Origin of the sequence: Bacillus sp. FSL R9-9834 (genome assembly GCF_038006905.1) — a bacterium.
GTDB classification, from domain to species: Bacteria; Bacillota; Bacilli; order Bacillales; family Bacillaceae_G; genus Bacillus_A; species Bacillus_A pacificus.
In genome coordinates this window covers 636,322-663,195 of the sequence record NZ_JBBOWD010000001.1, presented here as the reverse complement: position 1 = coordinate 663,195, position 26,874 = coordinate 636,322, and the positions used below count along the sequence as shown (strand labels likewise).

Sequence of the window (26,874 nt, the reverse complement as noted above, 5' to 3'; positions counted from 1 at the left end):
ACGTTTTTATGTTTTATTTTACTAGTTCAATTGTTTCCGTAACCTTTATACTATCTTTTACAGATTGAACAATCGTGCAATTTTTCACTGCCAGTTGCAGTGCCTTATCCAACTGCTCTTCTGTAATGTTTTGTGCTTTAATTTTATAGTGCAAATGAACACTTTCAACTGGTTTTGATAATGCTTCACTTCTACCAATTTCCGTTTCAATTGTAAACGTATCGTATGTAATACGTTTCTTTTCTAAAATTGTTCGAAAGACAATTGCACTACATCCTGCGATTGAAGAAATGAGTAATTGTAACGGTGAATACCCGTTTTCTTTTCCAATCGCTAATTGACCATACGATAAATCTGCCTCAATATCATCTTGTTTGATGGTTAGTTTCATTTGTTGTCTCCACCTTCATCGGTTTCTGCCGTTTCTTATTTATATAATAATATATGTAGCAGAAAATGATAAATGGAATACCACAATATAACGCCATTCTTTGTTCTGGAATAAACGCTAAACTAATAACAACGATACTATTTGTAATTAAAGCTAAAATAGGAACGATTGGATATAACGGTGTTTTATATTTTAAGTCCTCTAACTTTCCTCCGCCTTTTATATACTGACTTCTAAAGCGCAGTTGCGACAGGGCAATAATAATCCAACTTGATACAGCTGATAAACCAGCTATAGATAATAAGTACATGTATACTGTATCTTCTGCAAGGAAACTTGTTAATAAAGATAAAGCAGCTACAGCAATTGTTACAACTAGTGCTGTAATTGGAATACCACGCTTATTTACTTTCTGGAAAGACTTTGGTGCCATTCCTTCATTTGCAAGTGACCATAGTATACGAGTTGCCGCATATAATCCTGAATTCGCTACAGATAGTAACGCAGTAATAATAACGAAGTTCATAATATCAGCTGCATATGGAATACCGATTTTATCAAATACAACTACGAACGGACTTTCAATTACGCCAGCTTCTTTCCAAGAAATTAATCCTACTAAAATCGTCATTGTTAAAATGAAGAATAACATAATGCGCCATACTGTATTACGGATTGCACGTGGAATTGTTTTTTCTGGATTTTCACTTTCTCCCGCTGCAATTCCGATTAACTCTGTTCCTTGGAACGAGAAATTAACTGTAATCATTGTAAGTAATACGGCAGCTAGTCCATTCGGGAATAATCCACCATCGCTTACAAAGTTAGAGAAAAGAGGTGCTGCTTCTTTTCCGTCATATGATATAAATCCTAATAATGCACTACCACCAAGAACAACAAATGCAAGAATTGTAATTACTTTAATACTAGAAAACCAAAATTCTAATTCAGCATAACTTTTCGCCGAAATTGCGTTTGAAGCATATAAAATAACACCGAATACAAGGCACCATACCCAAACATCAACATTCGGAAACCATCTTTTCATCATTAAACCAATTGAAGTTAATTCTAGGCCTACTGTTACTGCCCAGCCAAGCCAATATAGCCAGCCGATCATAAAGCCCGTTCCTGGTCCAATAAACTTCGTCGCATACTTTTGGAAAGAACCTGAAACTGGCATTGCTACCGTTAACTCTCCAAGGCATAGCATTGTTAAATACATAATAAATCCGCCTACTAAATATGAAAGGATGGCTCCCCCTGGTCCAGCCTGATTAATGGTGTAACCTGAACCTAAGAAAAAACCAGTTCCGATTACACCACCTAGTGCGATCATAAATAAATGTCTACTCTTCATCGTACGATGTAATTTCTCATTCGTTTGTTGCTGCATCTAAATCCTCCCCCTACCAATACCCCTATATCTTGTTAAAATTTTCTGATAATAAAAATATACACGAAAGCGATTACATTTTCTATATAAAATTAAAACTTTTCTGATAAAATAATATAAAAAATCGAATTATTGCAAGATTTAGATTCTATTTAGAGGAAAATAAGGAGAAACAAGGAAAAAACTCTTACATATATTGTAAGAGTCAACGGAGTTCTAACCTTCTCGATAAAATTGATAAACTATAATTTACGATAAAATACATACAAGCTACTACTATAAACGTTGGAATCATATAATTTACATTTTGTCCGCTAATAATTTGAGCATTATGAATAAGCTCTGGCAGTGATATAACGACTGCTAGCGCTGTATCTTTCAGCAATGAAATAAACTGACTGACAAGCGGCGGAACCATTCTTCTTAATGCTTGTGGTAAAATAATATGCCAAAGCGCTTGAACATACGTTAATCCTGAAGATCTTGCGGCCTCAATCTGTCCTTTTTCAATCGATAATAGACCACTTCGAACAATTTCAGATATCATTGCTGCTTCAAATATTGTTAACGCAACAATTGTAGCTGTTATAATTTCTAATTTCAATCCTGCTTCTGGAAGTGCAAAATACGTGAAAAATATAATTAAAAGTAGTGGTAAGTTTCGAATGACTTCAACAATAATCCCCAATATTTGTGAGACGACAGGTATTTTCATGTAGCGCAATATTCCTATTACACTACCAATAATAAAGCTAAGTACAATCGCTACGAGCGCTACCTCTAACGTTATAAGTAGTCCTTTTAATAAAAACAGAATATGATCTCCTGTAATTGCTCCCTTAAAATCCATTTACACCGCCTCCTTTGCTAAGCGTTTTTCTAAATAACGCACTAACATACTGAGCGGAATTGTTAATATTAAATAAAACATCCCGACAAATATATAAACGTCGAACGTAACAAACGTCTTCGTTGAAATTAAATCTCCTTGATACATTAAATCCATACCAGCGATAATTCCGAGTATGGAAGAGTTTTTTACTAAATTGAGAAATTGATTTCCTAGAGGAGGGATTACGATTTTCATCGCTTGGGGTAAAACGACATGGTACATCGCTTGCGTGTAAGTCAATCCTGAAGAACGTGCTGCCTCCATTTGGCCTTTCGCGACTGATAAAATACCAGCGCGAATGACTTCCGCAATAAACGCTGCCGTATATACGGTAAGCGTAACTGTTCCTGCTACAAAACCATTTAAAGTAATTCCTATTACAGGTAAAGCGAAATAGAATATAAATGCAATTAATACGAGCGGAATATTTCTTACAAATTCTACAATAGCAGCTCCCAACCAGTTTAAAATGCGAATCGGTGCAATACGCATTACCGCTAATATTATGCCTAAAATAAAACTGCCTATTAATGCGATTACACTAGACATCACTGTATATTTAAATCCTTCTAAATACATATCAATGTTATTCGTTAATATAGAAAAATCAGGCACATATTCTCCCCTCTTTCTTTACAAGAAGAGGATGAGTACTCTCATCCTCTCGCTTTTACTATTTATCACTTTACTTCTCTGGTTTTTGCCCAATCCATTTCTCATATAATTTGTCATACTCTCCACTTGCTTTCATGTCTTTAATTAAGCTATTAATCTCTTTCGTTAAATCATCTGCACCTTTTTGCACTGCAATTCCGTACGGCTCATCCGTAAAAATTTTCCCGACAACTTCATAATTTGAATCTTGTTTTGCCATGCCGTAAAGAATTGCATTATCTGTCGTTAAAACATCACCTTTTCCTGCTTTTAACGCTGTAAATGCCTCACTGTAATTTTCAAATTCTAATACAGTCGCTTCTGGTGATTTTTGGCGAATGTTATTTGTCGATGTTGAACCTTTTACTGCTAACACTTTTACGCCCTTTTTCACATCATCAATACTTTTAATATTGCTCCCTTTTTTCACGAGTAACGATTGCCCTGCTTTAAAATATACATCTGAAAAATCGACTTCTTTTTTACGTTCTTCTGTAATTGTCATTGTTGCAATAATCGCATCAATGTCACCGTTTTTCAGTAGTGGAATACGCGTTTTAGATGTTACCTCTTTCAACTCTAGTTTCTTTTCATCCCCAAGAATCTTTTTCGCAAGCGCCTTTGCAACATCAACATCAAATCCTTCTACCTGCCCTGTCGAAGGATTTTTCAATCCAAATAAGTTCGTATCATTCTTCACCCCAACTACTAACTTCCCGCGCTTCTTAATTTGCTCAACGGCTCCGCCTTGCTTCGTATTGGTTTCTTTCGCCTCATCTTTTTTACTTCCGCATCCAGCAACGACAAGTACGAATAAACATGAAAATACAATTAAGGTAAACAACTTTTTCATTTTAAGCATAAAATTCCTCCTTTAATGGTTTAACACTCGGCTTAAAAATAGACGCGCTCTTTCTTGTTCAGGGCTCGCAAAAAATTGCGCCGGTGTTGTATCCTCAATGATTTTGCCATCATCCATAAATAAAATCCGATCGGCTACCTCCCGCGCGAATCCCATCTCATGCGTGACAACAACCATCGTCATCCCTTCTTTAGCTAGCGTTTTCATAACATCAAGTACTTCCCCGATCATCTCCGGATCAAGAGCAGACGTAGGCTCATCGAATAGCATAATCTCCGCCTGCATCGCAAGCCCTCTAGCAATTGCCACCCGTTGCTGTTGTCCTCCGGATAATTGATGTGGATACACGTTAGCCTTCTCTGGAATTCCTACTTTCTCTAGATAAAACATGGCTGTTTGTTCTGCTTCCTCTTTTGAAATTTTATTTACTTTAATAGGTGCTAATGTAATATTTTGAAGAACTGTTTTATGTGGATATAAATAAAAATGTTGAAAGACCATTCCGATATTTCGGCGTAATTCATTCATATCTGTTTTCGCATTGTGTACCTCCGTATTTTGTACAATTAACTCTCCATCTGTAATTGACTCTAACTGGTTTATACACCGAAGTAATGTACTTTTTCCTGATCCAGAAGGCCCAACAACTACTACCACTTCACCTTTTTTCACTTGCACATTAATATCTTTTAAAACTTGAAAGTTACCATAATATTTATTTACGTTACGAAACTCTATCAACATACTCACCCCTTCCCCTAACAAAGCATGTACATTCTTTTTATATTCAAAAATAGGCAAAAAAATAACTTCCAGCCTCATTTTGTCCATAAAAAAAGCAAAGGAATTTCCCCTTTGCTTTTTCATTTCTATTCCATTACGATACTTCTTCTTTCTTATCTTTTCCATATTCATGCTCCCAGAAATCAGCATTTTTAATTCCTAATGGCCCTGGATCGAATACTGGATCTTTTCCTTCTTTTTTCTGCTTTTCATAATCCTTTAATGCAACTAATGCAGGTTTTTGTAATAGTAAAATCGCAATGATATTTACCCATGCCATAATTCCTACACCGATATCGCCTAAAGCCCAAGCCGTTGCTGCTGTTTTGATACAACCGTAGAATACAGCTCCTAAAAATACAAACTTTAGTACCATAGACAGCCAAGGGCGGTCTTTATCACGATTTAAGTACGCGATATTCGTTTCTGCAATGTAGTAATACGCCATAATTGTTGTAAATGCAAAGAATAGTAATGAGATTGCAACGAAACCGTTTCCAAATCCAGGGAAAACAGATTCTACCGCTGCCTGTGTATATCCCGGCCCTGGCTGAGCACCATTTAATTTATTTACGATAAAGTTTTTTCCGCTTGCATCAAATACGTTATACATGCCTGTAATAATCATCATAAATGCTGTTGCTGAACAAACAAATAATGTATCAATGTAAACGGAAAATGCTTGCACTAAACCTTGCTTAGCTGGATGTGATACTTCAGCCGCTGCCGCTGCATGTGGCCCTGTTCCTTGCCCTGCTTCATTAGAATAAATACCACGTTTTACTCCCCAAGAAATTGCTAAACCGATAATACCACCAAATGCTGCTTCTAATGCAAAAGCGCTTCTTATAATTAACATAAATGCTTCTGGCAATTTTTCAATATTCATAGCGACAATAACACAAGCTACTAAAATATACCCAACAGCCATAAACGGTACGACAACTTGCGCTACGTTAACAATTCGTTTTACTCCACCGAAGATGATAAGAGCTAATACAACAACTAATAAAGCCCCTGATAGAGTAGTATTAATTCCAAAAGCTGTCTCTAAACTTACAGCAATACTATTTGCTTGCACACCCGGTAATAAAAGCCCCGTTGCAAGAATTGTCGCTGCAACAAATACTAGAGCATACCATTTCACACCTAAACCTTTTTCAATGTAATAAGCAGGTCCACCGCGAAACTGTCCCTGATGCTTTGTCTTATAGATTTGTGCTAATGTAGATTCTACATAAGCTGATCCTGCTCCTAAAAAGGCTACTGCCCACATCCAAAATACAGCTCCTGGTCCGCCGAAGGCAACCGCCGTTGCTACCCCAGCTATATTCCCTGTTCCAACGCGTCCAGATAACGAAAGTGCTAACGCTTGGAATGAAGAAACACCCGCCTCTGATTTTTCTCCTTTAAATGTCAGCTTCACCATTTCTCCTACATGCCTTACTTGTAAAAACCTCGTTCGAATTGAAAAATATAAACCTGCTCCTAAACATAAATAAACAAGTGCTGGACTCCAAACAATATTATTTAACCAATTTACGAAAGCTTCCAATATTCCCCCTCCTTTTTATCAAGAATATTCAGAATATATAAAAATTATAAATGTATACCGAATCTATGACAATATTATTTTAATAAAATAAACATATTTTTGTATAAAAAAACAAAGTATATATTTGTTTTATATACTTTGTTTTGAACAGAATGTATTATATATTCACAATTGCTTCTTTTTTTATAATTCTTTCGTATAGCTCTTCTGATAATTTCAAGAAGTTATCAGGCATATCTTTCCCTTTAAACTTCTTTTGAATCGTGCCATATAAACCTATATCGCGTAAACGTAAAAATAACAGCAATGATTCATACCAACTATCCGCTAGCTTATGTTCATATTCGTATCCTTTTCTTAACACTTGTAATTGTTTACGAGCAAAATCGTTCTTCTCTTCCGCTGTCCACGGTGTAAATAGAACAGAGTAATAAAGAACCATCGCTAAATCGTGTATAAAGTAATTATAAGCCGCATCATCAAAATCAAAGATTGTTAGCTCTTTACCATCATAATGAAAATTACCTGGATGAATATCACCGTGCATAAGGCCGAACGTTTCTCTTTCAATTGGAAGAGCCTTTATCTCAGCCATTAATACCGCAGCGATTTTTTTCACTTGATCATCTTCTAATTCATTAACAACCCCACTCTCATCTTCTTCCCACGTATCACGATGATCCGTTTTAGGATAGTTCATTGTTAGACGATGCAGTTGTCCAATCGCTTTTCCCCATGCTTCAAAGAGAGGCTCGCCCCAATAAGGCGATTCTTCTCCTTTTACTTGCTCCCCTTTTGCATATGTAAATAAGGAAGCGAAAAAGAAAGTCCCATCCTCTGCTCCGATTTCTTCTACAAGATTTTGAGACGTTGAGTAAAGAGGTCCCGCTACCTTTGCCCCGTTTCCCGCAACATATCGTAAAAAATCTAGTTCAGCCTCTACCTCTTGTTTAGATCGATGCGAAGAATGCGTTAAACGTAATACATAGTCCTCATCATTATCACCCTTCGCCTTAAAAATATAATTCTCAAAATCTCCAAGCGGCTTCTCTTCCACTGTTACATGAAATGCCTTTGCTGCTCTTGCTAAAATTTCTTTTGTAAAAACTCGTTCTACTGCTATTTCCATATGTATCCCTCCTATATATCTTCTTAATTCGACACAAATGTGAGAAGTACTGCTATGAAATTGAATAATGCGTGGACAATCATAGCCGATAAAATAGAATTTGTTTTCTCATATAACCCAAGCATAAATTTCTCACAAAAAGCAAAAATTAACAGGAGTAACTTTATTCTAAAGAGGTGGAAATTATGACAGAGCAAAAAGAACAACAAGAGAGTACGGATCAAAAGCATATGTTTCCATCACTTCCGGAAAACATTAATTATATCGAAAATAAGCTCTGTCATTCAGACGATATAAAAAAATTGGATCTCCCTTTTCAAAACGGAAAAGGAGCAATCCTATATATCGAATCTTTAGCAGACCCAAATCTAATTCATCAATTAGCCCTTGAGCCTTTATTGACGCGGTCAGATTTAGCTTTAGATAAAGCTTTTTCTACATTAAATATGAAAAAGGAAACGAATTTAAATTATGGCGTGCAGCTCTTATTACAAGGCAAATCATTATATTTTCATGAACAAGTCGACAGTTTTTGTATTTTCGAAACAGCTTTATCTTTAAAGAGAGATATAGCAGAGCCTGATAATGAAGGCATTGTACGTGGACCACATACTGGTTTTGTAGAAGATTTAGCAACCAATTTAGCTTCCATTCGTAAACTCATAAAAAGTCCAAACGTCGTCGTTAAATATTTCACACTTGGTGAAGAAATGCATACGAAAGTGGCAATTGCTTATATGCAAAATATAGCGAATGACGATTTAGTTACAGAAGTGAAAAGAAGGTTAGAAACGATTAAGACAGATGCACTTATGCCTCCAGGATATATACAAGAATTTATAGAGGATACGTCTTTCTCACCATTTCCGCAGCAATTAAATACAGAGCGTCCAGATAGGACCGCTGCAAATTTAATGGAAGGACGAGTTGCTATTTTATCTGATGGAGATCCAACAGCGCTTATCGTTCCTGTTACGTTATTTGCTTTCTATCAATCACCAGATGATTACAATAACCGCTGGATTGTCGGTTCTTTCGTCCGAATGATTCGCTTAGTGAGTTTTTTGATTGCTTTTCTCTTACCAGCTATATATATCGCAACCGTAGCCTTTCATCCTGATGTATTGCCGCTTGAACTTGTGTATACAATTAAAGCTTCATTAGAGAAAGTACCGCTCCCTCCTATTTTTGAAGCTCTCTTAATGGAGCTAATTTTCGAATTATTACGGGAAGCTGGTATTCGCTTGCCGAGCCGAGTTGGACAAACAATCGGTATTGTAGGCGGTTTAGTAATTGGGGATGCAATTGTAAAAGCTGGACTCGTTTCTTACACAATGATTATCGTTGTAGCTTTAACTGCAATCTCATCTTTTCTCGTTCCATCAAACGATATGAGTTCAGCAGTTCGAATTCTTCGTTTTCCATTAATGCTCCTTGCTGCCCTATTCGGATACGTAGGAATATCATTCGGTCTCATTATAACTTTCGTTCACCTATGTCAGCTTCATTCTTTTCATACACCATATCTTTCTCCTGTTGCACCAATGCGGATTAAAGATATGAAAGATTCTTTTGTAAGACTACCAATTTGGTCATTTTGGGAACGACCACATGATCCAAAACCGAAAAAAATGCAGCGCCAACATGTAACGAGAGAGGATGAGGACGGTGACAAACACGCAAAGTAAAATTTCGCTAGCTCAATTTACCTTTTTCGTTATTCAGTGCCAAATCGGAGTAGGCATACTTTCTCTACCGAACCGCCTTCACCCGATTGCTAAAGGCGGTGGGTGGATTTCTGCACTCATCGCTGGGCTTGCGATTCAGCTTATTATTTTACTTATGTGGCTTTTCTTAAAACGATTTCCTGATGCAGATATGTATGAAAGTGTTTGTATGCTATTTGGGAATAAGTTTGGAAAACTATTAGGTTTTGCTTATGTTTTTTATTTTACCCTTATTGGTATGACGGTTATGTTGAATGCTTGTAATGTCATTAAAGTGTGGATATTACAAGCAACTCCTTGGTATGCCATTCTCATACTATTTACAATAGCTTGTTGTCATGTAGCCTATAACACATTTAAAGTTATCGTAAGATTTTACGTCATGGCCTCTATTCTCATTTTACCAATGGCTCTTTTAATCGCCTTAGGACTCACGCGAGCTGATTTTTCTTATATTTTTCCGATTACAGAGGCTGGATGGTGGAATATTATTCAAGCATCTAAAGAAACAATTACAGCTATGTATGGTTTTGAAATTTTTCTTATCGCTTTCCCCAAAGTAAACGGGAGTTCTGTAGCAAAACTAAAGGCCATTTCTATCGCTAATGGATTTGTAACTCTTTTTTATACTTTTACTGTTTGGATTTGTTTTATCGTATTTAGTCCAAAACAAATTGAGCTTATTCCAGAACCAGTTGCTTACTTACTACGCTCCTTGCATATCGGGATCATAGACCGAACTGATTTACTATTCATACCAATATGGATGATAACAGTTGTGGCTTCTATTGCTAGTTATTATTGTGCCGCTTCAATCGGCATTGGACATATATTCAATCTTGCTAACCATAAAAAGGCTGTTCCAATCGTTGGTATTATTGCTTTTAGTGTAGCCTTATTTATCGATACACCAGAGGAATTAAAAGTAATTTCAACTTTCACTGATAAGTTCACCTATATTTTCATCGTTGTCCTCCCTCTTTTATTTCTACTTTATTCAGTAATAAGAAATAAGAAAGGAGAACAATATGTTCAAAAAAAGAGTTAAATTACTTTTTATATTATGTACGAGTTCCCTCCTTTCTGGCTGTTGGGATCAAGAACCATTAAGAGAAGCAAGGTTAGCTTATAGTATTGGATCTGATATTACGGAAGAGAATAAACTCCAGCAAACAATTGAGCTCGTAAAAAGTTCAAGCGGAGAGCAATCTTCATTCGAAAATGAAATACATTCAGCAACGGGGCATAACATAAGGGATACAAGCGATGCTCTAAAAAAAAATGTGACTGGAAATATTCGCTATTTCAAATATGGTGTTCAATTACTAGGAACCAAAATTTTAAAAAAAGGGATACTACCCTATTTAGATGTCAGTTTTCGGGACCCAACAAACCCAACTGCTTTAGTAAAACTTATTGCAGTAGATGGTGAAACATCCGAAATACTGAAAAAAAAGAATGTCGGAAATTTGTTAATTGGAGATTTTCTAAAGAAAAAAGTGAAAAGCTTAGAAGATATGAGTGTATTTCCAAAAGAAACTTTAGAAACAGCTGCTACAAAAATGTTAGATCCCGGTAAAGACTTTACCCTCCCTTCTATAAAAATAAAAGGAAAAGAAGTAATTACAAACGGATTAGCTTTATTTAACAATGATAAATTGACCGGGCATTTACCTTTAAAACAATCTGTTTTATTCGTATTATTAACTGGAAAAATGGGAACAAGTGCCCGTATAACCCAAAAACTTACTAGCGATGAATCCGAGAAGACATCTGACTATTTAACAATGGAAGTGAGCAATCGGAAATTAAAACGAGACTTAAAAATAACAACAGATAAAAAAGGAAATGTGTATGCTCACATTAAGCTTCAATTAAAAGTTATAGCTCTTGAAGCTCCGAGAGATAATCTTTACAAAATGGATGAAAGAAAAAAACTAAATAAGGAACTATCCAAACAGCTCACGAAAGAAGCGAAAAAAATAACGAAAAAGTTACAAAAGGCAAATTGTGATGCTTTCGGAATTGGTAGACATCTTATCGCTTATCATCCTGACCTATGGAAGAAAAAAAATTGGAATAAAGATTATGCAAAAGTAAAATTTAAGCCTGAGGTAGAAGTAAGCATTTTGTATAGTGGTGTCTTAAAATAAAAAGTTGTATGCCACGCAGGCATACAACTTTTTATTTCGTATATCGATATACAATTGATTCATATGGTCTTAAGTCAAGGTTTGTAATATCCTTGCTGGAATCTTTATGATTCGACAGTAATACTTCTTGTTTCATTCCATCCAATTGAACGTGCGCTGGTACAGAGTACGTTATTTCCTCTCCATAGAAGTTATTGATAACAAGTAGCACTTCACTTTCTGTAGTACGAGTATATGCCCAAATTTTAGGATCATTTTCATCCAAAATAGCATATTCTCCTTCTGTAATTACATCATACGTTTTTCGAAGTTCGATTAACTTTTTATAATGATAAAATACAGACTCTTTATCTTCTAGTGCCTTCTCTACATTTATTTCTTTATAGTTTTCAGCCACTGAAATCCAAGGTGTACTTGTTGTAAAACCACTGTTCATCTCTTCATTCCACTGCATTGGAGTACGGGAGTTGTCACGAGATTTTTGTTTTAAAATCCCGATAATCTCTTCTTTTGATAATCCTTCTTCCAGCTTTATATTGTATATATTTAACGATTCTACATCGCGATATTGCTCAATAGACTCGAATTTAGGATTCGTCATACCGATTTCCTCACCTTGATAAATGTAAGGTGTGCCCTGCAACATATGCATAGCTGTCGCTAACATTTTCGCAGATTCATTTCGGTACTCCTTATCATCACCAAAGCGTGACACAATACGAGGCTGGTCATGATTACACCAGAATAACGCATTCCATCCCCCGCCCTTTTGCATTTCAATTTGCCAATTAGACATAATCTCTTTTAATTTAATAAAATCAAAATCAGCCTTCGTCCACTTATCACCATTCGGATAATCAACTTTTAAATGATGGAAACTAAACGTCATACTTAATTCATTACGCTCAGGGTTTGAATATTTAATACAATTATCAATTGTCGTAGATGACATTTCTCCAACTGTAATTACATCTTTCCCTTCAAAAACATTTCGGTTCATTTCTTGTAAATATTCATGCACACGTGGGCCATCTGTATAATATTTACGGCCATCGCTTGTCGCTGTACTTCCGTCATCATTTAAGAATTGTTGATCTTTTGAAATTAAATTAATAACATCTAATCGGAATCCAGTTACCCCTTTATCAAGCCAAAAGCGCATCATATCATATACTTCTTCACGAAGTTTTTCATTTTCCCAGTTTAAATCCGCTTGTGTCTCATCAAATAGATGTAAATAATATTGCTCTGTCTTCTCATCATATTTCCAAGCAGATCCACCAAACTTAGATTGCCAATTATTTTTTTCATCACGCCAAATGTAATAATTTCGATATGGACTATTTTTATCTTCCTTCGCTTCCTTAAACCACTTATGCTCCGTCGAACTATGATTTACAACGATATCAAGCATAATTTCAATATTACGTGCTTTCGCCTCTTCTAAAAGCTCTTCAAACTCTTCCATCGTTCCGTAAGATGGATCAATACGGTAGTAATCACTTACATCGTATCCATTATCATTTTGTGGTGATTGGTATATCGGTGTTAACCAAATATAATCTACTCCGAGTTCTTTTAAATAATCTAGTTTCTCTGTAACCCCTTTTATATCACCGGTTTCTTTATTGTAATAGCTATTAAAGCTCTTCGGATAAATTTGATAAACTACACTTTTATGCCAATCCTTCATGTTTAACTTCCTCCTACTTCTGTTTTACTCGCTTTGCAAATAACCACGTTAACGTAAATGGGATTACAACTGCGATAATCATTCCGACAATAAACATGGGAATCGATTTCGGAATGATAGAAATAAATGCTGGTAATCCGCCAATTCCGATAGCCGGTGCTAATACACCATTTAACGTAATAAATATTGCTGCCACAGCCGATCCTATAATTGCTGCATAGAACGGGAATTTATTTCGTAAGTTTACACCAAACATAGCTGGCTCTGTGATACCGAAATATGCCGAGATTGCTGATGTAGATGCCATACTTTTATCATTTTGATTTTTAGAAATCCAGAACATCGCAAGTGCCGCACTACCTTGCGCAATGTTAGAAAGAGCAATCATTGGCCAAATGAATGTACCCCCGTGTTGTGCAATTAATTGTAAGTCGATAGCAATAAACATATGATGCATACCTGTAATTACAAGCGGTGCATATAATGCTCCAAACAATACTGCTCCAACTACTGGTACTGTTTCATATACACCTACTAATCCAGCTGTTAATAAATCTCCAATATGACGTGTAACTGGACCAATAATCCCTAATGCTAACACACCTGTTACGACAATCGTTGTAATTGGTACAACTAACAATTGAATTGCATTTGGTACATGTTTCTTTAAGAAGATTTCCACTTTACTTAATACAAATGCTGCTACTAAAACCGGCAAGATTTGACCTTGATACCCTACTTTTTCAATTTGAAATAATCCTAAAATATCGAAGTACTCAATCTTTTGTCCATCTAAACCAGTTGCTGCTTTTCCGTAATCCCACGCGTTTAATAATGCTGGATGCACAAGCATTAATCCCATAACAATTCCTAATATCGGACTACCACCAAAACGCTTCGTTGCTGACCAACCGACAAGTGCTGGTAAGAATACGAAAGCTGTATTCGCCATCATATTAATTAAATCCCAAAGCCCACTTAAGTTTGGATACACATCTAATAAATTTTTACCTTCAAAAAATAAGTCCTTCGCCCCTAATAGGTTGTTAATTCCCATTAGTAAACCAGCTGTTACGATTGCTGGTAATATCGGCATAAATACATCTGAAAATACTTTTACAAACTTTTGAGCTGGATTTAGCTTTTGGTTTCCAGAATCTTTTACATCAGCTACTGTCGCTTCCTTCATACCTGCAAGCGTTATCAATTCAGCATATACTCGATCAACATCTCCTGGACCGATTACAATTTGAAATACCCCAGCGTTATGAAACGCTCCCTTCACTAATGAAACAGACTGCAATTTATCGTTATCTATTTTACTTTCATCCTTTAAAGCGATACGGAGTCTCGTTACACAGTGCGCAGCTTGTTCAATATTGTCTTTCCCGCCAATATACTGCAACACTTCCTCTGCTGTTTTACGATAGTCTTTCCCCATATTCCCGTCCCTCTTTTCTTTTTTTGATACCGTTTACAATTACATATTAACTCGTATATATAAGTTAGTCAACACTCGTATATACGAGTTTGTCGTTTTTTTATAAAAAAAGAGCTGAAACGTTATTACGTTCCATCTCCTTATTTTCTCCGCGCCACATCCGAAAAATGAAAAATATCTAAGCGGTGGCGGGATTCTGTATATTCGAACTGACTTCCATCATACAAATGCGTAAAGTTTTTCACGACAACAACATAGTCTGTTCCATTTAAATCTAAATACTTTCTATCGTCCTCTGTACATGGTTGCACTTCAATTACTCTCTGTGAGTAACTAATATGAAGACCTAGTTCTTTCTCAATATATTTATAAATGGATTGCGCTGCAATTTCACTCGTTAATCCAGGAATATATTCCGATACAAAATGATTAATATCCAAAATTACTTTTTCTCCATCAATATTTCGTACGCGTTTAATATGATCTATGTCTGTTTTCTCTTTCACATTTAATAGCTTTGCAACCTCTTTTGTCGCTTTTACTTTCTCCATTTCCACGACTTCTGTAATACAATGGCGTCCTAAACGTTCATTTTCTTCTTGGAAACTTACAATACCACCAAAGTTGAATTCAATGTTTTTTCGCTTTAAAACAAAAACACCTTTTCCGTGTATTTTTTGAACATATCCACGTTCTTGTAATAAATCTACAGCTTTTCTTACAGTACCGCGGCTCGCTTCATATTGCTTCATTAATTCAGTTTCTGATGGGATTTTGCATCCCTCTTTTAATTGCCTATTATCAATAGAATTACTGATTTCTGTATAAATTTGTTCATACTTACTCATCATCTACAATAGCCCCTTGTCACCTTCTAGTTCTATATGTATTATACCATGCTACACTCTTCTGCCAATCTCTCACTTATTTTCCAGTATAGGAAAAATAAAGGTAAATATTTAATCTCTAAAACGTATTTTTATAAAAATTTTTATATTTTTCTTTTCATTCAAAAAAACATGTAGTATACTAACTTCAAAATCAGAGGAGAAAGGGAGCAAAGAACTATGCTTACTTATACAACAATTGTAGTTACATTTGCACAAAAACATCATCATCATACGTAACCCTTGAAACCTAGCGGAAAAATTACGCGTAGGTACAAGGGTTATTCCCGTTGTACCTACGTTAGGCGAAGAGCCATGTAGGTATTTTTTATCTACATGGCTCTTTTTTTATTGCCAAAAAGCTAGTAAAAAATGATGTTTAAGCAAATCTTACTACAAAGGAGTTAACAAAAATGGAAACGAAAAAATGGGGATTATGGGTTTTAACAGCTTTTGTTATCGGGAATATGGTTGGCGGTGGCGTATTTATGCTCCCAGCGAATTTAGCACAAGTATCAGGTCCAATGGGTTCTACACTTGCATGGAGTATTACAGGACTTGGCGTATTTATGATTGCACTCGTATTTGGAAATTTAGCAATCCGAAAACCAGAATTAAAAGCGGGGCCACAAAGCTATGCCCAAGCGATGTTCCCTTCAAAAAAAGCGGGTAAAGTTGCAGGCTATAGTATGGCATGGGGATATTGGGCTGCAAACTGGGCTGCAACAGCATCTGTTATTATTTCCTTTGCTGGATATTTATCAACATTCTTTCCAGTTTTACAAAGTAAGCAAATTCTCTTTTCAACGAACGGATTTTCACTAGAACTTGGAAAAGGATTAACGTTCCTCGTATGCAGCCTTATGTTATGGGGAATTCAATATATTCTTTCTCAAAATATTGATCGTGCTGGAAATATGAATCTTCTTGCTACTATTGCAAAAATTATTGGATTTACAATGTTTATTGTAATCACATTATTCATTTTCAATGCCTCTAATTTCGGAGATGGGCAAACATTTATGAATGAAGCAGGACAATCCATTTCTTTAGGTGGACAAATCAATTCAGCTGCTATTGCAACACTTTGGGCGTTCATCGGTATTGAATCGGCTGTCATGCTTTCTAATCGTGCAAAATCTCAGCGCGATGTAAAAAAAGCTACGATTTTCGGATTAATTATCGCTCTTCTTATTTACATGTCAATTACTCTACTTACAATGGGCGCTCTCCCGCAAGATGCTTTAAAAGAGTCTCAAAAACCATTAGTAGACGCATTAAATTTAGCAATTGGCAATAAAGGTGCCTATATCATGGCTCTACTTGCACTTGTATCTTTATTTGGATCTACAGTGGGCTGGATTGTTGTTAGTTCAGAAGTACCTTATCAGGCTGCAAAGAACGGACTTTTCCCTAAGCTTTTCGCGAAAACGAATAAAAAGGGTAGTCCTTCAAAATCATTATTGATTACAAATGTAATGACGCAGATTTTCTTGTTCTCAACGATTTCTGGTACCGTATCAGAAGCTTATAATTTCGCTATCGTTGTAGCAACATTAGCTTATTTAATTCCATACCTTGTTTCTACGCTGTACCAATTCAAATTAGTTATTACAGGAGAAACGTATGATATAATGCCTGGCTCTCGAATAAAGGACGGCATCATTACTACATTAGCATTCATATATTCTATTTGGGTTATCAAAACGGGAACTGCTGATTTAAAAACGTTCTTCTTAGGAATCGGATTGTTCGTATTAGGTCTGATTCTCTATCCAATACTAATGAAAAACTCACAAAAAATGAATTAAAAAAGAGAAGCTACGCTTCTCTTTTTTATATGAAATCTGTAGTTAACTTTTCTTTTAACTCTCCTACAGATAAAGGTTTCGCATAATAAAATCCTTGCACATAATCACAACCCATAGATTGTAATAAACTTTCTTGCTCTACTGTCTCTACCCCTTCAGCAACTACTGCTAAATGTAAGCTATGGGCAATTTCAATAACAGATTTTACAATCGTTCGCTCTGGCTGTGCATGATCATAATGAAATTCACGAATAAAATTACGATCAATTTTTACTATATCCAGCGGTAGTTGTTTTAAATAATATAAGGAAGAATAACCCGTTCCGAAATCATCTAAAGCAATTAAAATACCCATATTTCTTAATTCTTGTAATGTAGCAATAATATAATCAAAATGACGAACAGCAATGCTTTCCGTTATTTCTAAAATTAAACGATTCGGTGGAAATCCAGTTCTCTTTAAAATGCTACGTACAGATAAAATAAAACGCTTTTGCATTAATTGTTGTATGGATAAATTCACAGATAACTTTAGTCCTTCTTCGTACTCTGGCAATGTTTTAAACAAGCGACATGACTTTTCTAATACCCAGTCTCCTAATTTTATAATAAGTCCAGATTCTTCAGCTACTGGGATAAATTCGTCTGGCGAAATCGGTCCTTCTTCTGTTGAACAACGTGCTAAAGCTTCAATACCAGTATATTTCTTCGTTTTCAAATCAATAATAGGCTGCAACGCCACCTCTAACTCTTCATCACGAATTGCCTTTTGCAAAGCAAATTCAATTTTCATTCTACGATTTATTTTCGCACGTAACTCATCTGTAAAGAAGCACGCTGCATTTCTTCCCTGTTCTTTCGCACTATACATAGCTAAATCTGAATTCTTCAATAGAGTTTCTACATCTTGTCCATCTTGCGGATATGAGCACAGTCCTAGACTAGCTGAAATGTATACTTCATGACCTTCAAGTATAAATGGCGCCTGAAAGCATGACAACACAGATGTCGCTAGCTGCCTCATCTCATCTTGTGTATGATTTTTTGTTAACAACACAAATTCGTCGCCACCCAGCCTAGCCAGAACATCTTTCTCTCCTAGCACATAATGCAACCGTGAAGCAACTTCGCTTAAAAGTAAATCTCCTATCATATGACCTAGCGTATCGTTTACTAATTTAAAACGATCCAAATCAAAATAAATCATACCAAACTCTCTTTTATCTGCAATTAATTCGTTAACAGTCGTTATTAATTGTAGACGGTTCGGTAAACTCGTTAAAGCATCATGATACGCAAGCTCCCTATAACGACTTTCGCTTAACCGTAACCTCTGTTCTGCTTCTTTCCTACTACTAATATCATTTCGGATCGCAATAAATTGATAGGGCTCTCCTTTTTCATTTAAAAATGGAACAATTGTTGTTTTAACCCAATAATATGTACCATCTTTTGCTTGATTTCGAATCTCACCTCTCCATACTTTTCCGCTCAAAATACGCTTCCATAGCATTTGAAAAAATGTTTTCGGGTGATGTCCTGAATTTAAAATACGATGATCTTTCCCTATTAACTCTTCTCGTGTATATTTGGAGATTTCACAAAACTTATCATTTACATATGTAATAAGACCCTTTCGGTCTGTAATCGCAACAATTGAAGACTCATCTAATGCTAACTTTAAATCTCGCAATGAAGATTCATATAATGCATGACCTCTTTGTTCTAGCATGCGCATCTCTCCTTGCTTCCTATCTGACTAAAACACAACTTGTTTCTTTTCATAGAAATAGAGATATTTCATTTCCTAATAATCGCCCTTTACATACATCATGTTTTGAAATATGCCGATTAAAATAACATAATATTATTTGTAATAAAAAGCAATATAATACCGTTTCAATTATACGTAGTAGTTTCTTATAGCTAACTCTATACAACTCTTCAGGAACATATATATAAAGTGAAACTTTAATTAGTGGGGGGTGTTGATCTCCGCCTAACTTCTTTGCTTCCGCTGAATTTTGAGGTGGGGGTCTTACTGCCCGTTAATGCGTGATAAATTAAAATTATTATATATGTTTTTTGAATTATAATAACAAAATATTAACATATTTTCACCTTAATTTTGGAAGTATTTTATAAATAAATACCGTATTAAATAAAAAAGAGGATAGCCTCTTTTTTTATTTAATACGGATATGGTGTTGGATATGAAACTGGATATGGCGCTGGATATGACGCTGGATATGGCGCTGGATAAGTTACTGGGTACGGTGCTGGATAGTATCCTCCACCTGCTGCACCCGTTAATGCACCTGCTGTAAGCCCACCTAACACACCTCCAGCAAAACTTCCAGGGAAAAATCCACCGCCCCATGAGCCTCCACCCCAGCCCCATCCACCTCCGTGATGATGATGGTGGTAATCATGGTGATTGTGCCCTCCATGGTGGTGATGTCCCCCATTATGATGATGACCTCCATGATTATGACGATAATACAATCCGTTATTTTCTATATAATTCATGTTTTCCCTCTCCTTTTTCATGTTCTCATCTTAATAGGTATTGTATGAATAATACGGATCTTGTTGGTAACCTGTATAATAAGAATAATCCGAGTAATACGGATAACCATATCCACCATAACCAAACCCAGGGCTGAGTAAAGCACCTGCTACAAAACCTGGGAAGAACCCCCCACCCAAAAATGGTGAATGTCCAAAACCACCATGAAAACCACCGTGACCAAATCCTCCAATTGGACGCCCATACATTTTATTCACCCTCCTTTTCTCTTTAAAAACGTAACAATACACTGTATGTAGGACAAATGCGGAAAGTATGGGGAAATACCTACATTTTGTAAAAAACAGAAAACAATTTATAATAAAAATGTCACATTACATCCGCTATTTAGGAAGTCTATATTGAAGAAAGATTAGAGGAATTATATAGAAATGAAGAAACCTATTGTCCAATTACTATTAATATTTACAATTGTATCTATCGTTCTTTTCCTATTAAATACATCGTATATTTCGTTATATACATTTGTCGGCGTTCTCTGGTCCATCACAATTGTAGGAATTTCATTCGTTATTTTTATCGAAAATAGGTCTCCTCAAAGTACTTTAGCGTGGTTTTTAGTATTAGCACTTCTTCCCGTTGTAGGTGTACTTTTATACTCTATTTTCGGGCGTAGCCGTTGGAGAAGAAAAAAGCATCTCCATCGTTCAGAAGAACAAAGAAAATTATTCCGTGAAATATTAGAAGGAAGACGACTAGAGTTATCACTCAAAGTCCCATTAAGTGAACGCTCTACCCATTTAACAGAAGTTGTACAAAAATTTGGAGGCGGGCCTGCCGCAGATAGAACAACTACAAAACTTTTAACAAACGGAGATCAAACATTTTCAGAAATTTTGCAAGCTATCGAGCAAGCAAAACATCACATACATATTCAATACTATATTTATAAATCTGATGAGATTGGTACAAAAGTCCGGGATGCTTTAATAAACAAAGCAAAAGCTGGTGTTATTGTACGCTTCCTTTATGATGGATTAGGAAGTAATACGTTAAGAAGACGCTTTTTAAAACCTATGAAAGAAGCTGGGATTGAAATTGTTGAATTTGACCCTATTTTTTCAGCTTGGTTACTTGAAACAGTTAATTATCGTAACCACCGTAAAATCGTCATTGTCGATGGAGAAATTGGTTTTACTGGAGGACTTAATGTCGGTGATGAATATCTTGGCCGTTCAAAAAAGTTTCCCGTTTGGCGTGATAGTCATTTAAAAATCGAAGGAAAAGCGTTATATAAATTACAAGCAATTTTTCTAGAGGACTGGCTCTATGCATCTAGTGGTTTGAAAACCTATTCCTGGGATCAATTTATGAATAGACAATACTTCCCAGGTAAAGAAGTTTCAAGTGCAGAAGGTGCTGTGCAAATTGTAGCAAGCGGGCCAAGCTCAGATGATAAGAGCATTCGTAATACGTTATTAGCTATTATGGGCTCTGCAAAAAAATCTATTTGGATTGCTACACCATATTTTATTCCAGATCAAGAAACTTTAACATTATTACGTTTAAGTGCAATATCTGGCATAGATGTACGCATTTTATATCCTGGTAAAAGTGATAGTATTATTAGTGATCAAGCATCCCAATCCTACTTCACTCCACTTTTAAAAGCTGGCGCCTCCATCTATAGTTATAAAGATGGCTTTATGCATGCAAAACTTGTACTTGTTGATGATAAAATTGCAACAATCGGAACAGCAAATATGGATGTACGAAGCTTTGAATTGAATTACGAAATTATTAGCGTACTGTATGAATCAAAAACTGTTCATGATATTAAACGTGATTTTGAAGAAGACTTTAAGCATTCCACTGAAATTAAATGGAACGCTTTCCAAAAAAGAAGTATCAAAAAACGAATATTAGAGTCTTTTATGAGGCTCATTTCTCCTTTACTATAAGCAATCAATGTACAATTGATTGCTTTTTCTTTTATATTTGTCCCCTCCCCTTTTCTTTGCATACCATATTAAAACAAGTTATCATAAGATGTATTACTTTATGAAAATAATGTTAGGTGGGAAATACATGTTAGAACAATTTCATATACATGCTGATTTAAAACAGCAGCTTTCTACAATTCACGAAAAGAATAAGCAAAAAGCTGGTGAAAATGCACATTTAATCGGTACAAAAATATATAAAGCATCTGATAATAGCATTATCGAAGATGCTATTACAGCACTTCTTCTTGGCAAAAACATTCTATTAAAAGGACCAACTGGTAGTGGTAAAACAGTACTAGCTGAAACGCTTTCTTCTTTATTCCAAAAACCAATGCATAGCATTAACTGTTCTGTCGACCTAGATGTAGAAGGTATTTTAGGATACAACACACTACAAACGAAAGATGGCGCATCTGAAGTTGCTTTCGTTAACGGTCCTCTTATGAAAGCGATGAAGAACGGTCATTTCCTATATATTGATGAAATCAATATGGCAAAACCTGAAACGTTACCACTTCTTCACGGTGCATTAGATTACCGTAAAATGATTACAAACCCGTTTACACAAGAAGTTGTATACGGTGATGACGAATATCGCGTAATCGCTGCCATTAATGAAGGTTACGTTGGTACAAGTGAACTAAACGAAGCGTTAAAAAACCGTTTCGTTATTATTGAAGTTCCTTACATTCAAGGTGATACATTAAAAGAATTATTATTAGCAGAATCAAAATTAAACGATGTTACAACAATTGAAAAGTTCGTTGCATTTGCAAGCGATCTTATGCCTTTAGCTCGTGACGGCCGCGTAAGTGAAGAAGCAGCAAGTATTCGTGGCATTATCGATGCATGTGATTTAGGTGTATATATTCCTGTTATGCGTGCAATTGAACGTAGTATTATCGCAAAATTAAACGATGAAACAGAACAAATGACTGTCCGTGAATTAGCAGAAAGTTATTTCTTTGAGGGATAATTCATGAGACAAATTTTTAGTGACAAAAAAATTGATGCGTCGCTGTTTCTACAAATGGAAAACTTAATGTATGCCCTTCTCAAAGAAGATGATGCCTACCTTGAGTATGGCTATAAAGCATACTACGACGAAATTGAAAAAAAGGTTGTCATTAGTCACTTTTGGGATGATCGAAAAGAAGAGGATACAGTAATCGGATTAAAAAGCGAAGTGTTTTTAAAAGCACTTGGTAATAAACATTACTCGGACATGACTTTAATTCGTTCTTATGCGATTGAATTACAAGAATCACCCTTAAAAAAGTTTTTAACACAATTATTTGTTCTATTAGAAGATTTACGTGTTGAGGAAATCGTAAAAAACTTACGCCCTGGCACAAAGCATGTTTTTAAAAGAAGAAAAGAAATGTATCGCAATTACTTTAGCTCACAAAATGAAATCAATCGCGTTCGTAACTATCACGGTGATCGTCTATTTTGTCTATGCTATCTTTCATTAACGAGCGATAAATATGAAATGTTTAATAATGAATATTTCGAGCAAATTGAAGCTATTCTGCATGAAACATTCCAAGCTCGTAATACGGAAGATATTATGTATATCGTTGAGAAAATTCGCTATCGTTTAGAGGAGCTTCTTGAAAGTGATATGCTTAACAACTATTTCGGACATGCTCCGCTCTACTTATCTGTTATTGCAGATGAAAAAGACAGCCGTCCCGAAAAATTAGCAAATGATGATACACAAATCGTTGATGATGAGAATAAAAATAAAATGAATGAAAGCTTCTCTACATGGCACCGTGAAAATAAAAACAATGAAAATGAGAACTTTTTACGTTTTGAATTAGAAAGCGGAACAAAAACAAATATGATGGGTGATACTGCTCGCGAATCAGAAGATGGTGACCAAGCGCTTGGCTCTGTACAAGGTACTTCTCAAAAAAGTACACAATCCAACTTTGATGGTGCTGATACAGAGGAAGCAAGAGCCTCTCACGCTTCTAGTCAAAATGATGGTGCATACGGTAAGTATAATACTGGCGCTTCTCATACATTTAAAGAAGCACGCAAACCAAATCCTGACGAGAAAAAGGATTACCAAGCTATTAAATCAGTCGTTAATAAAGATGTAAAAGAATTAAAGAAAATTATCGAAAAAACGATTGAAAATAAAACGAATGCAAATAGTGATAAATATTACGGAAGACTTCGTAAGAAATTCCTTCGTATTTATACTGAAAAGCAGCCTCGCATGTTTTATAAAAAAGGGCAAGAATCACAAGAGCTCGACGTTGCATTCCAACTACTAGTGGACTGCTCTGGTTCTATGTATAACAAAATGGAAGAAACGAAAAAGAGTGTGGTCCTATTCCATGAAGCGTTGAAATCTTTAAAAATCCCGCACGCTATTAGCGGATTTTGGGAAGATGCTTCTAGTGCTAAACCTGAAGATAAGCCGAACGTTATCCATGAAGTTGTAACGTATAAAAACTCAACGTTACCAAACGTTGGTCCCGAAATTATGCAGCTTCGCGAAGAAGAAGATAACCGCGATGGATATATTATTCGTATCGTTTCTGAAAAGCTTGCAAAAAGACCAGAAAAGCATAAATTCTTACTTGTCTTCACAGACGGTGAGCCTTCTGCACTAGACTATCAACAAGACGGTATTTTAGATACGCATGAAGCTGTCAAACTTGCTCGTAAAAGCGGCATGGAAGTAATCGGGATCTTCATCGAAGAAGGCGAAGCAAAAGAAGCAACTTATCAATTAATGAAGAACATTTATAACCATCACTTCTTAGTTGCAAATCACGCTGAAGATTTACGTTTGAAGATTAAACCACTATTGAAAAAGTTATTACTGAAGACGATTGAATAAAAAAAACAGGAGCGTTGCGCTCCTGTTTTTTTCTTTCAATCACTTTGTTTCTGGCTGAAACTTGTATGGAATGGCTACTTCTAATAATGCCTCAAATCCACCATCGTAGAATGGGAATCGTTCATTTGCAATTGCTCTGTCCACCCACTCTATTGCAGAAATTTCTTCTTCATCTTCTGCAATAAGTTCACCTGTTACTACATTTGCTCGGAATGTAAATAATAGTGCATGATTCCCTGATTCTTCAAAGAATTTTTCATTGATCGCAACAAGTCCACCTGTCATAGCCGTTAAACCTGTCTCTTCTCTTACTTCCCTTACTAGAGCTTCCTCTAACGTTTCACCCTTTTCAACAGCCCCACCCGGCAATGACCAAATATTTTGTTCTACATTATGTACCATCAATATTTTATCTGTTTCTTCGTCATGTATTAGTGCATATACGACATCAACTCTTTGCATGTTGCTTTTCTCCTTCAATTAACTCATCCATTGTAAATAAGGAATGTAGCTGTAAACCATCTTCTAATAAGTTTTCTTTTCCCTCTTTCGTTCGTTCAATCACGCCTAGAACATGGTGGACTTTCGCACCTAATCCTCTTAAATCTTTCGTGCTTAATAATATTTGACCACCTGTCGTAATAACATCTTCAACAACACAAACATTTTTCCCAGCAATATCAACGCCTTCTGCTAACTTGCATGTACCGTACTTCTTCGCTTCTTTTCTTACAAATACAACTGGTATACCTGTTTGTAAAGATAATGCTGTTGCTACTGGAATTCCTCCCATCTCTAAACCTGCGAGCACTTCTGTCTCAGGAGGAATGAGCTCTTGCAATTGTTTAGCAATTTCTACTAGCAGTACTGGATTAGATTCAAATAAGTACTTATCAAAGTATTGATTTGATACTTGTCCTGATCGAAGTTTAAATGTTCCCGTTAAACGTGACGTATTGTAAATTTCCTTTGCTAACTCCCATTTCTCCATTCCCTGTCTCCCCTTTACACACAAATTAACTCATTCTATCACACTTGTAATTATTTGTATATTCCTAAAATACAAACAAAAAAGGTCGATTCCTAAGAATCGACCCTTCCTATTAATTCATCACTAACTCAGCTGCGAGCTTTTTTTTTAACTTAGCAAGCATGTCCGTTGTCATTTTGTCTAAATCGTATTCTGCTTTAAAGCCCCACTCTTTCATTGCTGCTGTTGCATCAATAGAGTTTGGCCAACTATCAGCGATTGTTTGACGAGCAGGATCTACAGCGTAATCCATCGTAAACGCCGGGATGTGTTTACGAATTGATGCTGCGATTTGCTCCGGCTCAAAGCTCATTGCTGTAATATTGAACGCGTTTCTATGCACAAGTTTACTTGGATCAGCTTCCATTAATGAAATGATCGCTTGTAAAGCATCTGGCATGTACATCATATCCATGTATGTTCCTTCTGCAATGTATGAGGTGTATGTGCCTTTTTTAATCGCCTCATAATAAATTTCAACTGCATAATCAGTTGTTCCCCCTCCTGGAGGAGCTACATAAGAAATTAAACCTGGGAAACGTACACCGCGCGTATCAACGCCAAATTTTTGATGATAATAATCACATAGTAATTCTCCTGCTACTTTGTTTACCCCATACATCGTAGTAGGACGCTGAATTGTATCTTGTGGCGTATTATCTTTCGGCGTTGATGGACCAAATGCACCGATAGAACTTGGCGTGAAGAATTTACAGTTTAATTCACGAGCTGCTTCTAATGCATTTACAAGTCCGCCCATATTCAAATTCCATGCAAATAATGGATTTTTTTCTGCTGTTGCTGAAAGTAAAGCTGCTAAATGAATAATTGTATCTACTTCATTACGCTTTGCGATATCATGTAGTTTTTGTCCATCTGTTACATCTAACGTTTCAAATGGACCAGATGTTACTACTTCACTATCTGTTTCACGAATATCTGTTGCAATAACATTTGATGCGCCGTATACATCACGAAGTTTCATTACTAGTTCAGAACCAATTTGCCCTAAAGAACCGGTTACTAGAATTTTTTTCATTTTCCCCACTCCTCATTTGCAAGCTATTCAAAAGA

At 35.8% G+C, this 26,874-nt stretch carries 24 protein-coding genes and 1 pseudogene; 7 read left to right on the top strand and 18 right to left on the bottom strand.

Annotation, left to right across the window (positions count from 1 at the left end; genetic code table 11):
• Positions 1-13 precede the first annotated feature (13 nt).
• From MKY00_RS03360 to MKY00_RS03320, 9 genes and pseudogenes are all read right to left on the bottom strand, one after another.
• Positions 14-391, bottom strand: a complete 378-nt coding sequence (locus MKY00_RS03360; protein WP_016716455.1) for an OsmC family protein — start codon at positions 389-391, stop codon at positions 14-16.
• Positions 366-1,787, bottom strand: coding sequence for an amino acid permease (locus tag MKY00_RS03355; protein WP_016716454.1), 1,422 nt, complete (start codon positions 1,785-1,787; stop codon positions 366-368). The genes MKY00_RS03360 and MKY00_RS03355 overlap by 26 nt, the downstream gene beginning before the upstream one ends.
• Positions 1,788-1,992: 205 nt before the next feature.
• Complete coding sequence (locus MKY00_RS03350; protein ID WP_000345968.1) at positions 1,993-2,637, bottom strand: amino acid ABC transporter permease; 645 nt, start codon at positions 2,635-2,637, stop codon at positions 1,993-1,995.
• Positions 2,638-3,294 (bottom strand): amino acid ABC transporter permease, encoded by a 657-nt coding sequence (locus MKY00_RS03345; RefSeq protein WP_001112660.1) that lies wholly within the window; start codon positions 3,292-3,294, stop codon positions 2,638-2,640. It abuts the gene before it with no gap.
• 70 nt (positions 3,295-3,364) lie between these two features.
• Complete coding sequence (gene glnH, locus MKY00_RS03340; protein WP_000916487.1) at positions 3,365-4,195, bottom strand: glutamine ABC transporter substrate-binding protein GlnH; 831 nt, start codon at positions 4,193-4,195, stop codon at positions 3,365-3,367.
• Between the two features lie 12 nt (positions 4,196-4,207).
• Positions 4,208-4,936: an amino acid ABC transporter ATP-binding protein gene (locus tag MKY00_RS03335; protein ID WP_029141049.1), complete on the bottom strand. Its 729-nt coding sequence runs from the start codon at positions 4,934-4,936 to the stop codon at positions 4,208-4,210.
• Between the two features lie 136 nt (positions 4,937-5,072).
• On the bottom strand, positions 5,073-6,533 hold the full coding sequence (locus MKY00_RS03330) for an alanine/glycine:cation symporter family protein (protein ID WP_000387151.1): 1,461 nt from the start codon (positions 6,531-6,533) through the stop codon (positions 5,073-5,075).
• Between the two features lie 157 nt (positions 6,534-6,690).
• On the bottom strand, positions 6,691-7,662 hold the full coding sequence (locus tag MKY00_RS03325; RefSeq protein WP_016716452.1) for a phosphotransferase enzyme family protein: 972 nt from the start codon (positions 7,660-7,662) through the stop codon (positions 6,691-6,693).
• A gap of 23 nt (positions 7,663-7,685) precedes the next feature.
• Positions 7,686-7,778 (bottom strand): annotated as a pseudogene (locus MKY00_RS03320) (CPBP family intramembrane glutamate endopeptidase); the annotation flags it as partial.
• 69 nt (positions 7,779-7,847) lie between these two features.
• Here MKY00_RS03320 and gerKA point away from each other — a divergent pair.
• The 3 genes from gerKA to gerKC are packed head-to-tail and all read left to right on the top strand — an operon-like array spanning position 7,848 to position 11,542.
• Positions 7,848-9,350 carry a spore germination protein GerKA gene (gerKA, locus tag MKY00_RS03315; RefSeq protein ID WP_000139252.1) on the top strand — a complete coding sequence of 501 codons (1,503 nt, stop codon included), beginning with the start codon at positions 7,848-7,850 and terminating at the stop codon, positions 9,348-9,350.
• Positions 9,331-10,437: a GerAB/ArcD/ProY family transporter gene (locus MKY00_RS03310; protein ID WP_016716451.1), complete on the top strand. Its 1,107-nt coding sequence runs from the start codon at positions 9,331-9,333 to the stop codon at positions 10,435-10,437. Before gerKA ends, MKY00_RS03310 begins: the two co-directional genes overlap by 20 nt.
• Positions 10,418-11,542: a Ger(x)C family spore germination protein gene (gene gerKC, locus MKY00_RS03305; RefSeq protein ID WP_033678277.1), complete on the top strand. Its 1,125-nt coding sequence runs from the start codon at positions 10,418-10,420 to the stop codon at positions 11,540-11,542. Before MKY00_RS03310 ends, gerKC begins: the two co-directional genes overlap by 20 nt.
• A gap of 31 nt (positions 11,543-11,573) precedes the next feature.
• Here gerKC and treC read toward each other — a convergent pair whose 3' ends face one another.
• The 3 genes from treC to treR all read right to left on the bottom strand — a co-directional run bounded on the left by treC (position 11,574) and on the right by treR (position 15,527).
• On the bottom strand, positions 11,574-13,235 hold the full coding sequence (gene treC / locus MKY00_RS03300) for an alpha,alpha-phosphotrehalase (protein ID WP_016716449.1): 1,662 nt from the start codon (positions 13,233-13,235) through the stop codon (positions 11,574-11,576).
• A 13-nt stretch (positions 13,236-13,248) separates the two neighbouring features.
• Positions 13,249-14,676, bottom strand: coding sequence for a PTS system trehalose-specific EIIBC component (treP, locus tag MKY00_RS03295; protein WP_000513952.1), 1,428 nt, complete (start codon positions 14,674-14,676; stop codon positions 13,249-13,251).
• 140 nt (positions 14,677-14,816) lie between these two features.
• A complete protein-coding gene (gene treR / locus MKY00_RS03290) occupies positions 14,817-15,527 on the bottom strand; it encodes a trehalose operon repressor (RefSeq protein ID WP_000987251.1) in 711 nt (236 codons plus the stop codon).
• 449 nt (positions 15,528-15,976) lie between these two features.
• On the opposite strand from treR, the gene MKY00_RS03285 reads away from it, so the two are divergent.
• The gene (locus MKY00_RS03285; RefSeq protein WP_000448457.1) at positions 15,977-17,374 is read left to right on the top strand and encodes an amino acid permease; all 1,398 of its coding nucleotides are present in this window, start codon (positions 15,977-15,979) and stop codon (positions 17,372-17,374) included.
• Positions 17,375-17,399: 25 nt separating this feature from the next.
• Here the strand turns inward: MKY00_RS03285 and MKY00_RS03280 are convergent, their stop codons facing one another.
• The 3 genes from MKY00_RS03280 to MKY00_RS03270 form a co-directional block, all read right to left on the bottom strand.
• Entirely contained in the window at positions 17,400-19,106 is a 1,707-nt protein-coding gene (locus MKY00_RS03280) for a putative bifunctional diguanylate cyclase/phosphodiesterase (RefSeq protein WP_016716448.1), read from the bottom strand.
• 458 nt (positions 19,107-19,564) lie between these two features.
• Positions 19,565-19,903 (bottom strand): hypothetical protein, encoded by a 339-nt coding sequence (locus MKY00_RS03275; RefSeq protein WP_016716447.1) that lies wholly within the window; start codon positions 19,901-19,903, stop codon positions 19,565-19,567.
• 30 nt (positions 19,904-19,933) lie between these two features.
• On the bottom strand, positions 19,934-20,152 hold the full coding sequence (locus MKY00_RS03270) for a hypothetical protein (RefSeq protein ID WP_016716446.1): 219 nt from the start codon (positions 20,150-20,152) through the stop codon (positions 19,934-19,936).
• Positions 20,153-20,335: 183 nt separating this feature from the next.
• Here MKY00_RS03270 and MKY00_RS03265 point away from each other — a divergent pair, with 183 nt between their 5' ends.
• From MKY00_RS03265 to MKY00_RS03255, 3 genes are all read left to right on the top strand, one after another.
• A complete protein-coding gene (locus MKY00_RS03265) occupies positions 20,336-21,865 on the top strand; it encodes a cardiolipin synthase (protein ID WP_000743047.1) in 1,530 nt (509 codons plus the stop codon).
• A 127-nt stretch (positions 21,866-21,992) separates the two neighbouring features.
• Positions 21,993-22,886: an ATP-binding protein gene (locus MKY00_RS03260; protein WP_016716445.1), complete on the top strand. Its 894-nt coding sequence runs from the start codon at positions 21,993-21,995 to the stop codon at positions 22,884-22,886.
• Positions 22,887-22,889: 3 nt separating this feature from the next.
• On the top strand, positions 22,890-24,770 hold the full coding sequence (locus tag MKY00_RS03255; protein ID WP_016716444.1) for a vWA domain-containing protein: 1,881 nt from the start codon (positions 22,890-22,892) through the stop codon (positions 24,768-24,770).
• A 39-nt stretch (positions 24,771-24,809) separates the two neighbouring features.
• On the opposite strand, the gene MKY00_RS03250 is transcribed toward MKY00_RS03255, so the two are convergent.
• From MKY00_RS03250 to MKY00_RS03240, 3 genes are all read right to left on the bottom strand, one after another.
• On the bottom strand, positions 24,810-25,232 hold the full coding sequence (locus tag MKY00_RS03250) for an NUDIX hydrolase (protein WP_001189933.1): 423 nt from the start codon (positions 25,230-25,232) through the stop codon (positions 24,810-24,812).
• On the bottom strand, positions 25,219-25,761 hold the full coding sequence (pyrE, locus tag MKY00_RS03245) for an orotate phosphoribosyltransferase (RefSeq protein WP_016716443.1): 543 nt from the start codon (positions 25,759-25,761) through the stop codon (positions 25,219-25,221). The genes MKY00_RS03250 and pyrE overlap by 14 nt, the downstream gene beginning before the upstream one ends.
• A gap of 112 nt (positions 25,762-25,873) precedes the next feature.
• Positions 25,874-26,839, bottom strand: coding sequence for an L-threonine 3-dehydrogenase (locus tag MKY00_RS03240; RefSeq protein ID WP_016716442.1), 966 nt, complete (start codon positions 26,837-26,839; stop codon positions 25,874-25,876).
• Positions 26,840-26,874 lie beyond the last annotated feature (35 nt).

Bases quoted from the DNA above. Each gene is read 5' to 3' on its own strand.
- MKY00_RS03360 (WP_016716455.1), bottom strand. From the start codon at position 391: ATGAAACTAACCATCAAACAAGATGATATTGAGGCAGATTTATCGTAT.
- MKY00_RS03355 (WP_016716454.1), bottom strand. From the start codon at position 1,787: ATGCAGCAACAAACGAATGAGAAATTACATCGTACGATGAAGAGTAGA.
- MKY00_RS03350 (WP_000345968.1), bottom strand. From the start codon at position 2,637: ATGGATTTTAAGGGAGCAATTACAGGAGATCATATTCTGTTTTTATTA.
- glnH (WP_000916487.1), bottom strand. From the start codon at position 4,195: ATGCTTAAAATGAAAAAGTTGTTTACCTTAATTGTATTTTCATGTTTA.
- MKY00_RS03325 (WP_016716452.1), bottom strand. From the start codon at position 7,662: ATGGAAATAGCAGTAGAACGAGTTTTTACAAAAGAAATTTTAGCAAGA.
- gerKA (WP_000139252.1), top strand. From the start codon at position 7,848: ATGACAGAGCAAAAAGAACAACAAGAGAGTACGGATCAAAAGCATATG.
- gerKC (WP_033678277.1), top strand. From the start codon at position 10,418: ATGTTCAAAAAAAGAGTTAAATTACTTTTTATATTATGTACGAGTTCC.
- treC (WP_016716449.1), bottom strand. From the start codon at position 13,235: ATGAAGGATTGGCATAAAAGTGTAGTTTATCAAATTTATCCGAAGAGC.
- treP (WP_000513952.1), bottom strand. From the start codon at position 14,676: ATGGGGAAAGACTATCGTAAAACAGCAGAGGAAGTGTTGCAGTATATT.
- treR (WP_000987251.1), bottom strand. From the start codon at position 15,527: ATGATGAGTAAGTATGAACAAATTTATACAGAAATCAGTAATTCTATT.
- MKY00_RS03285 (WP_000448457.1), top strand. From the start codon at position 15,977: ATGGAAACGAAAAAATGGGGATTATGGGTTTTAACAGCTTTTGTTATC.
- MKY00_RS03280 (WP_016716448.1), bottom strand. From the start codon at position 19,106: ATGCTAGAACAAAGAGGTCATGCATTATATGAATCTTCATTGCGAGAT.
- MKY00_RS03275 (WP_016716447.1), bottom strand. From the start codon at position 19,903: ATGAATTATATAGAAAATAACGGATTGTATTATCGTCATAATCATGGA.
- MKY00_RS03270 (WP_016716446.1), bottom strand. From the start codon at position 20,152: ATGTATGGGCGTCCAATTGGAGGATTTGGTCACGGTGGTTTTCATGGT.
- MKY00_RS03265 (WP_000743047.1), top strand. From the start codon at position 20,336: ATGAAGAAACCTATTGTCCAATTACTATTAATATTTACAATTGTATCT.
- MKY00_RS03260 (WP_016716445.1), top strand. From the start codon at position 21,993: ATGTTAGAACAATTTCATATACATGCTGATTTAAAACAGCAGCTTTCT.
- MKY00_RS03255 (WP_016716444.1), top strand. From the start codon at position 22,890: ATGAGACAAATTTTTAGTGACAAAAAAATTGATGCGTCGCTGTTTCTA.
- MKY00_RS03250 (WP_001189933.1), bottom strand. From the start codon at position 25,232: ATGCAAAGAGTTGATGTCGTATATGCACTAATACATGACGAAGAAACA.
- pyrE (WP_016716443.1), bottom strand. From the start codon at position 25,761: ATGGAGAAATGGGAGTTAGCAAAGGAAATTTACAATACGTCACGTTTA.
- MKY00_RS03240 (WP_016716442.1), bottom strand. From the start codon at position 26,839: ATGAAAAAAATTCTAGTAACCGGTTCTTTAGGGCAAATTGGTTCTGAA.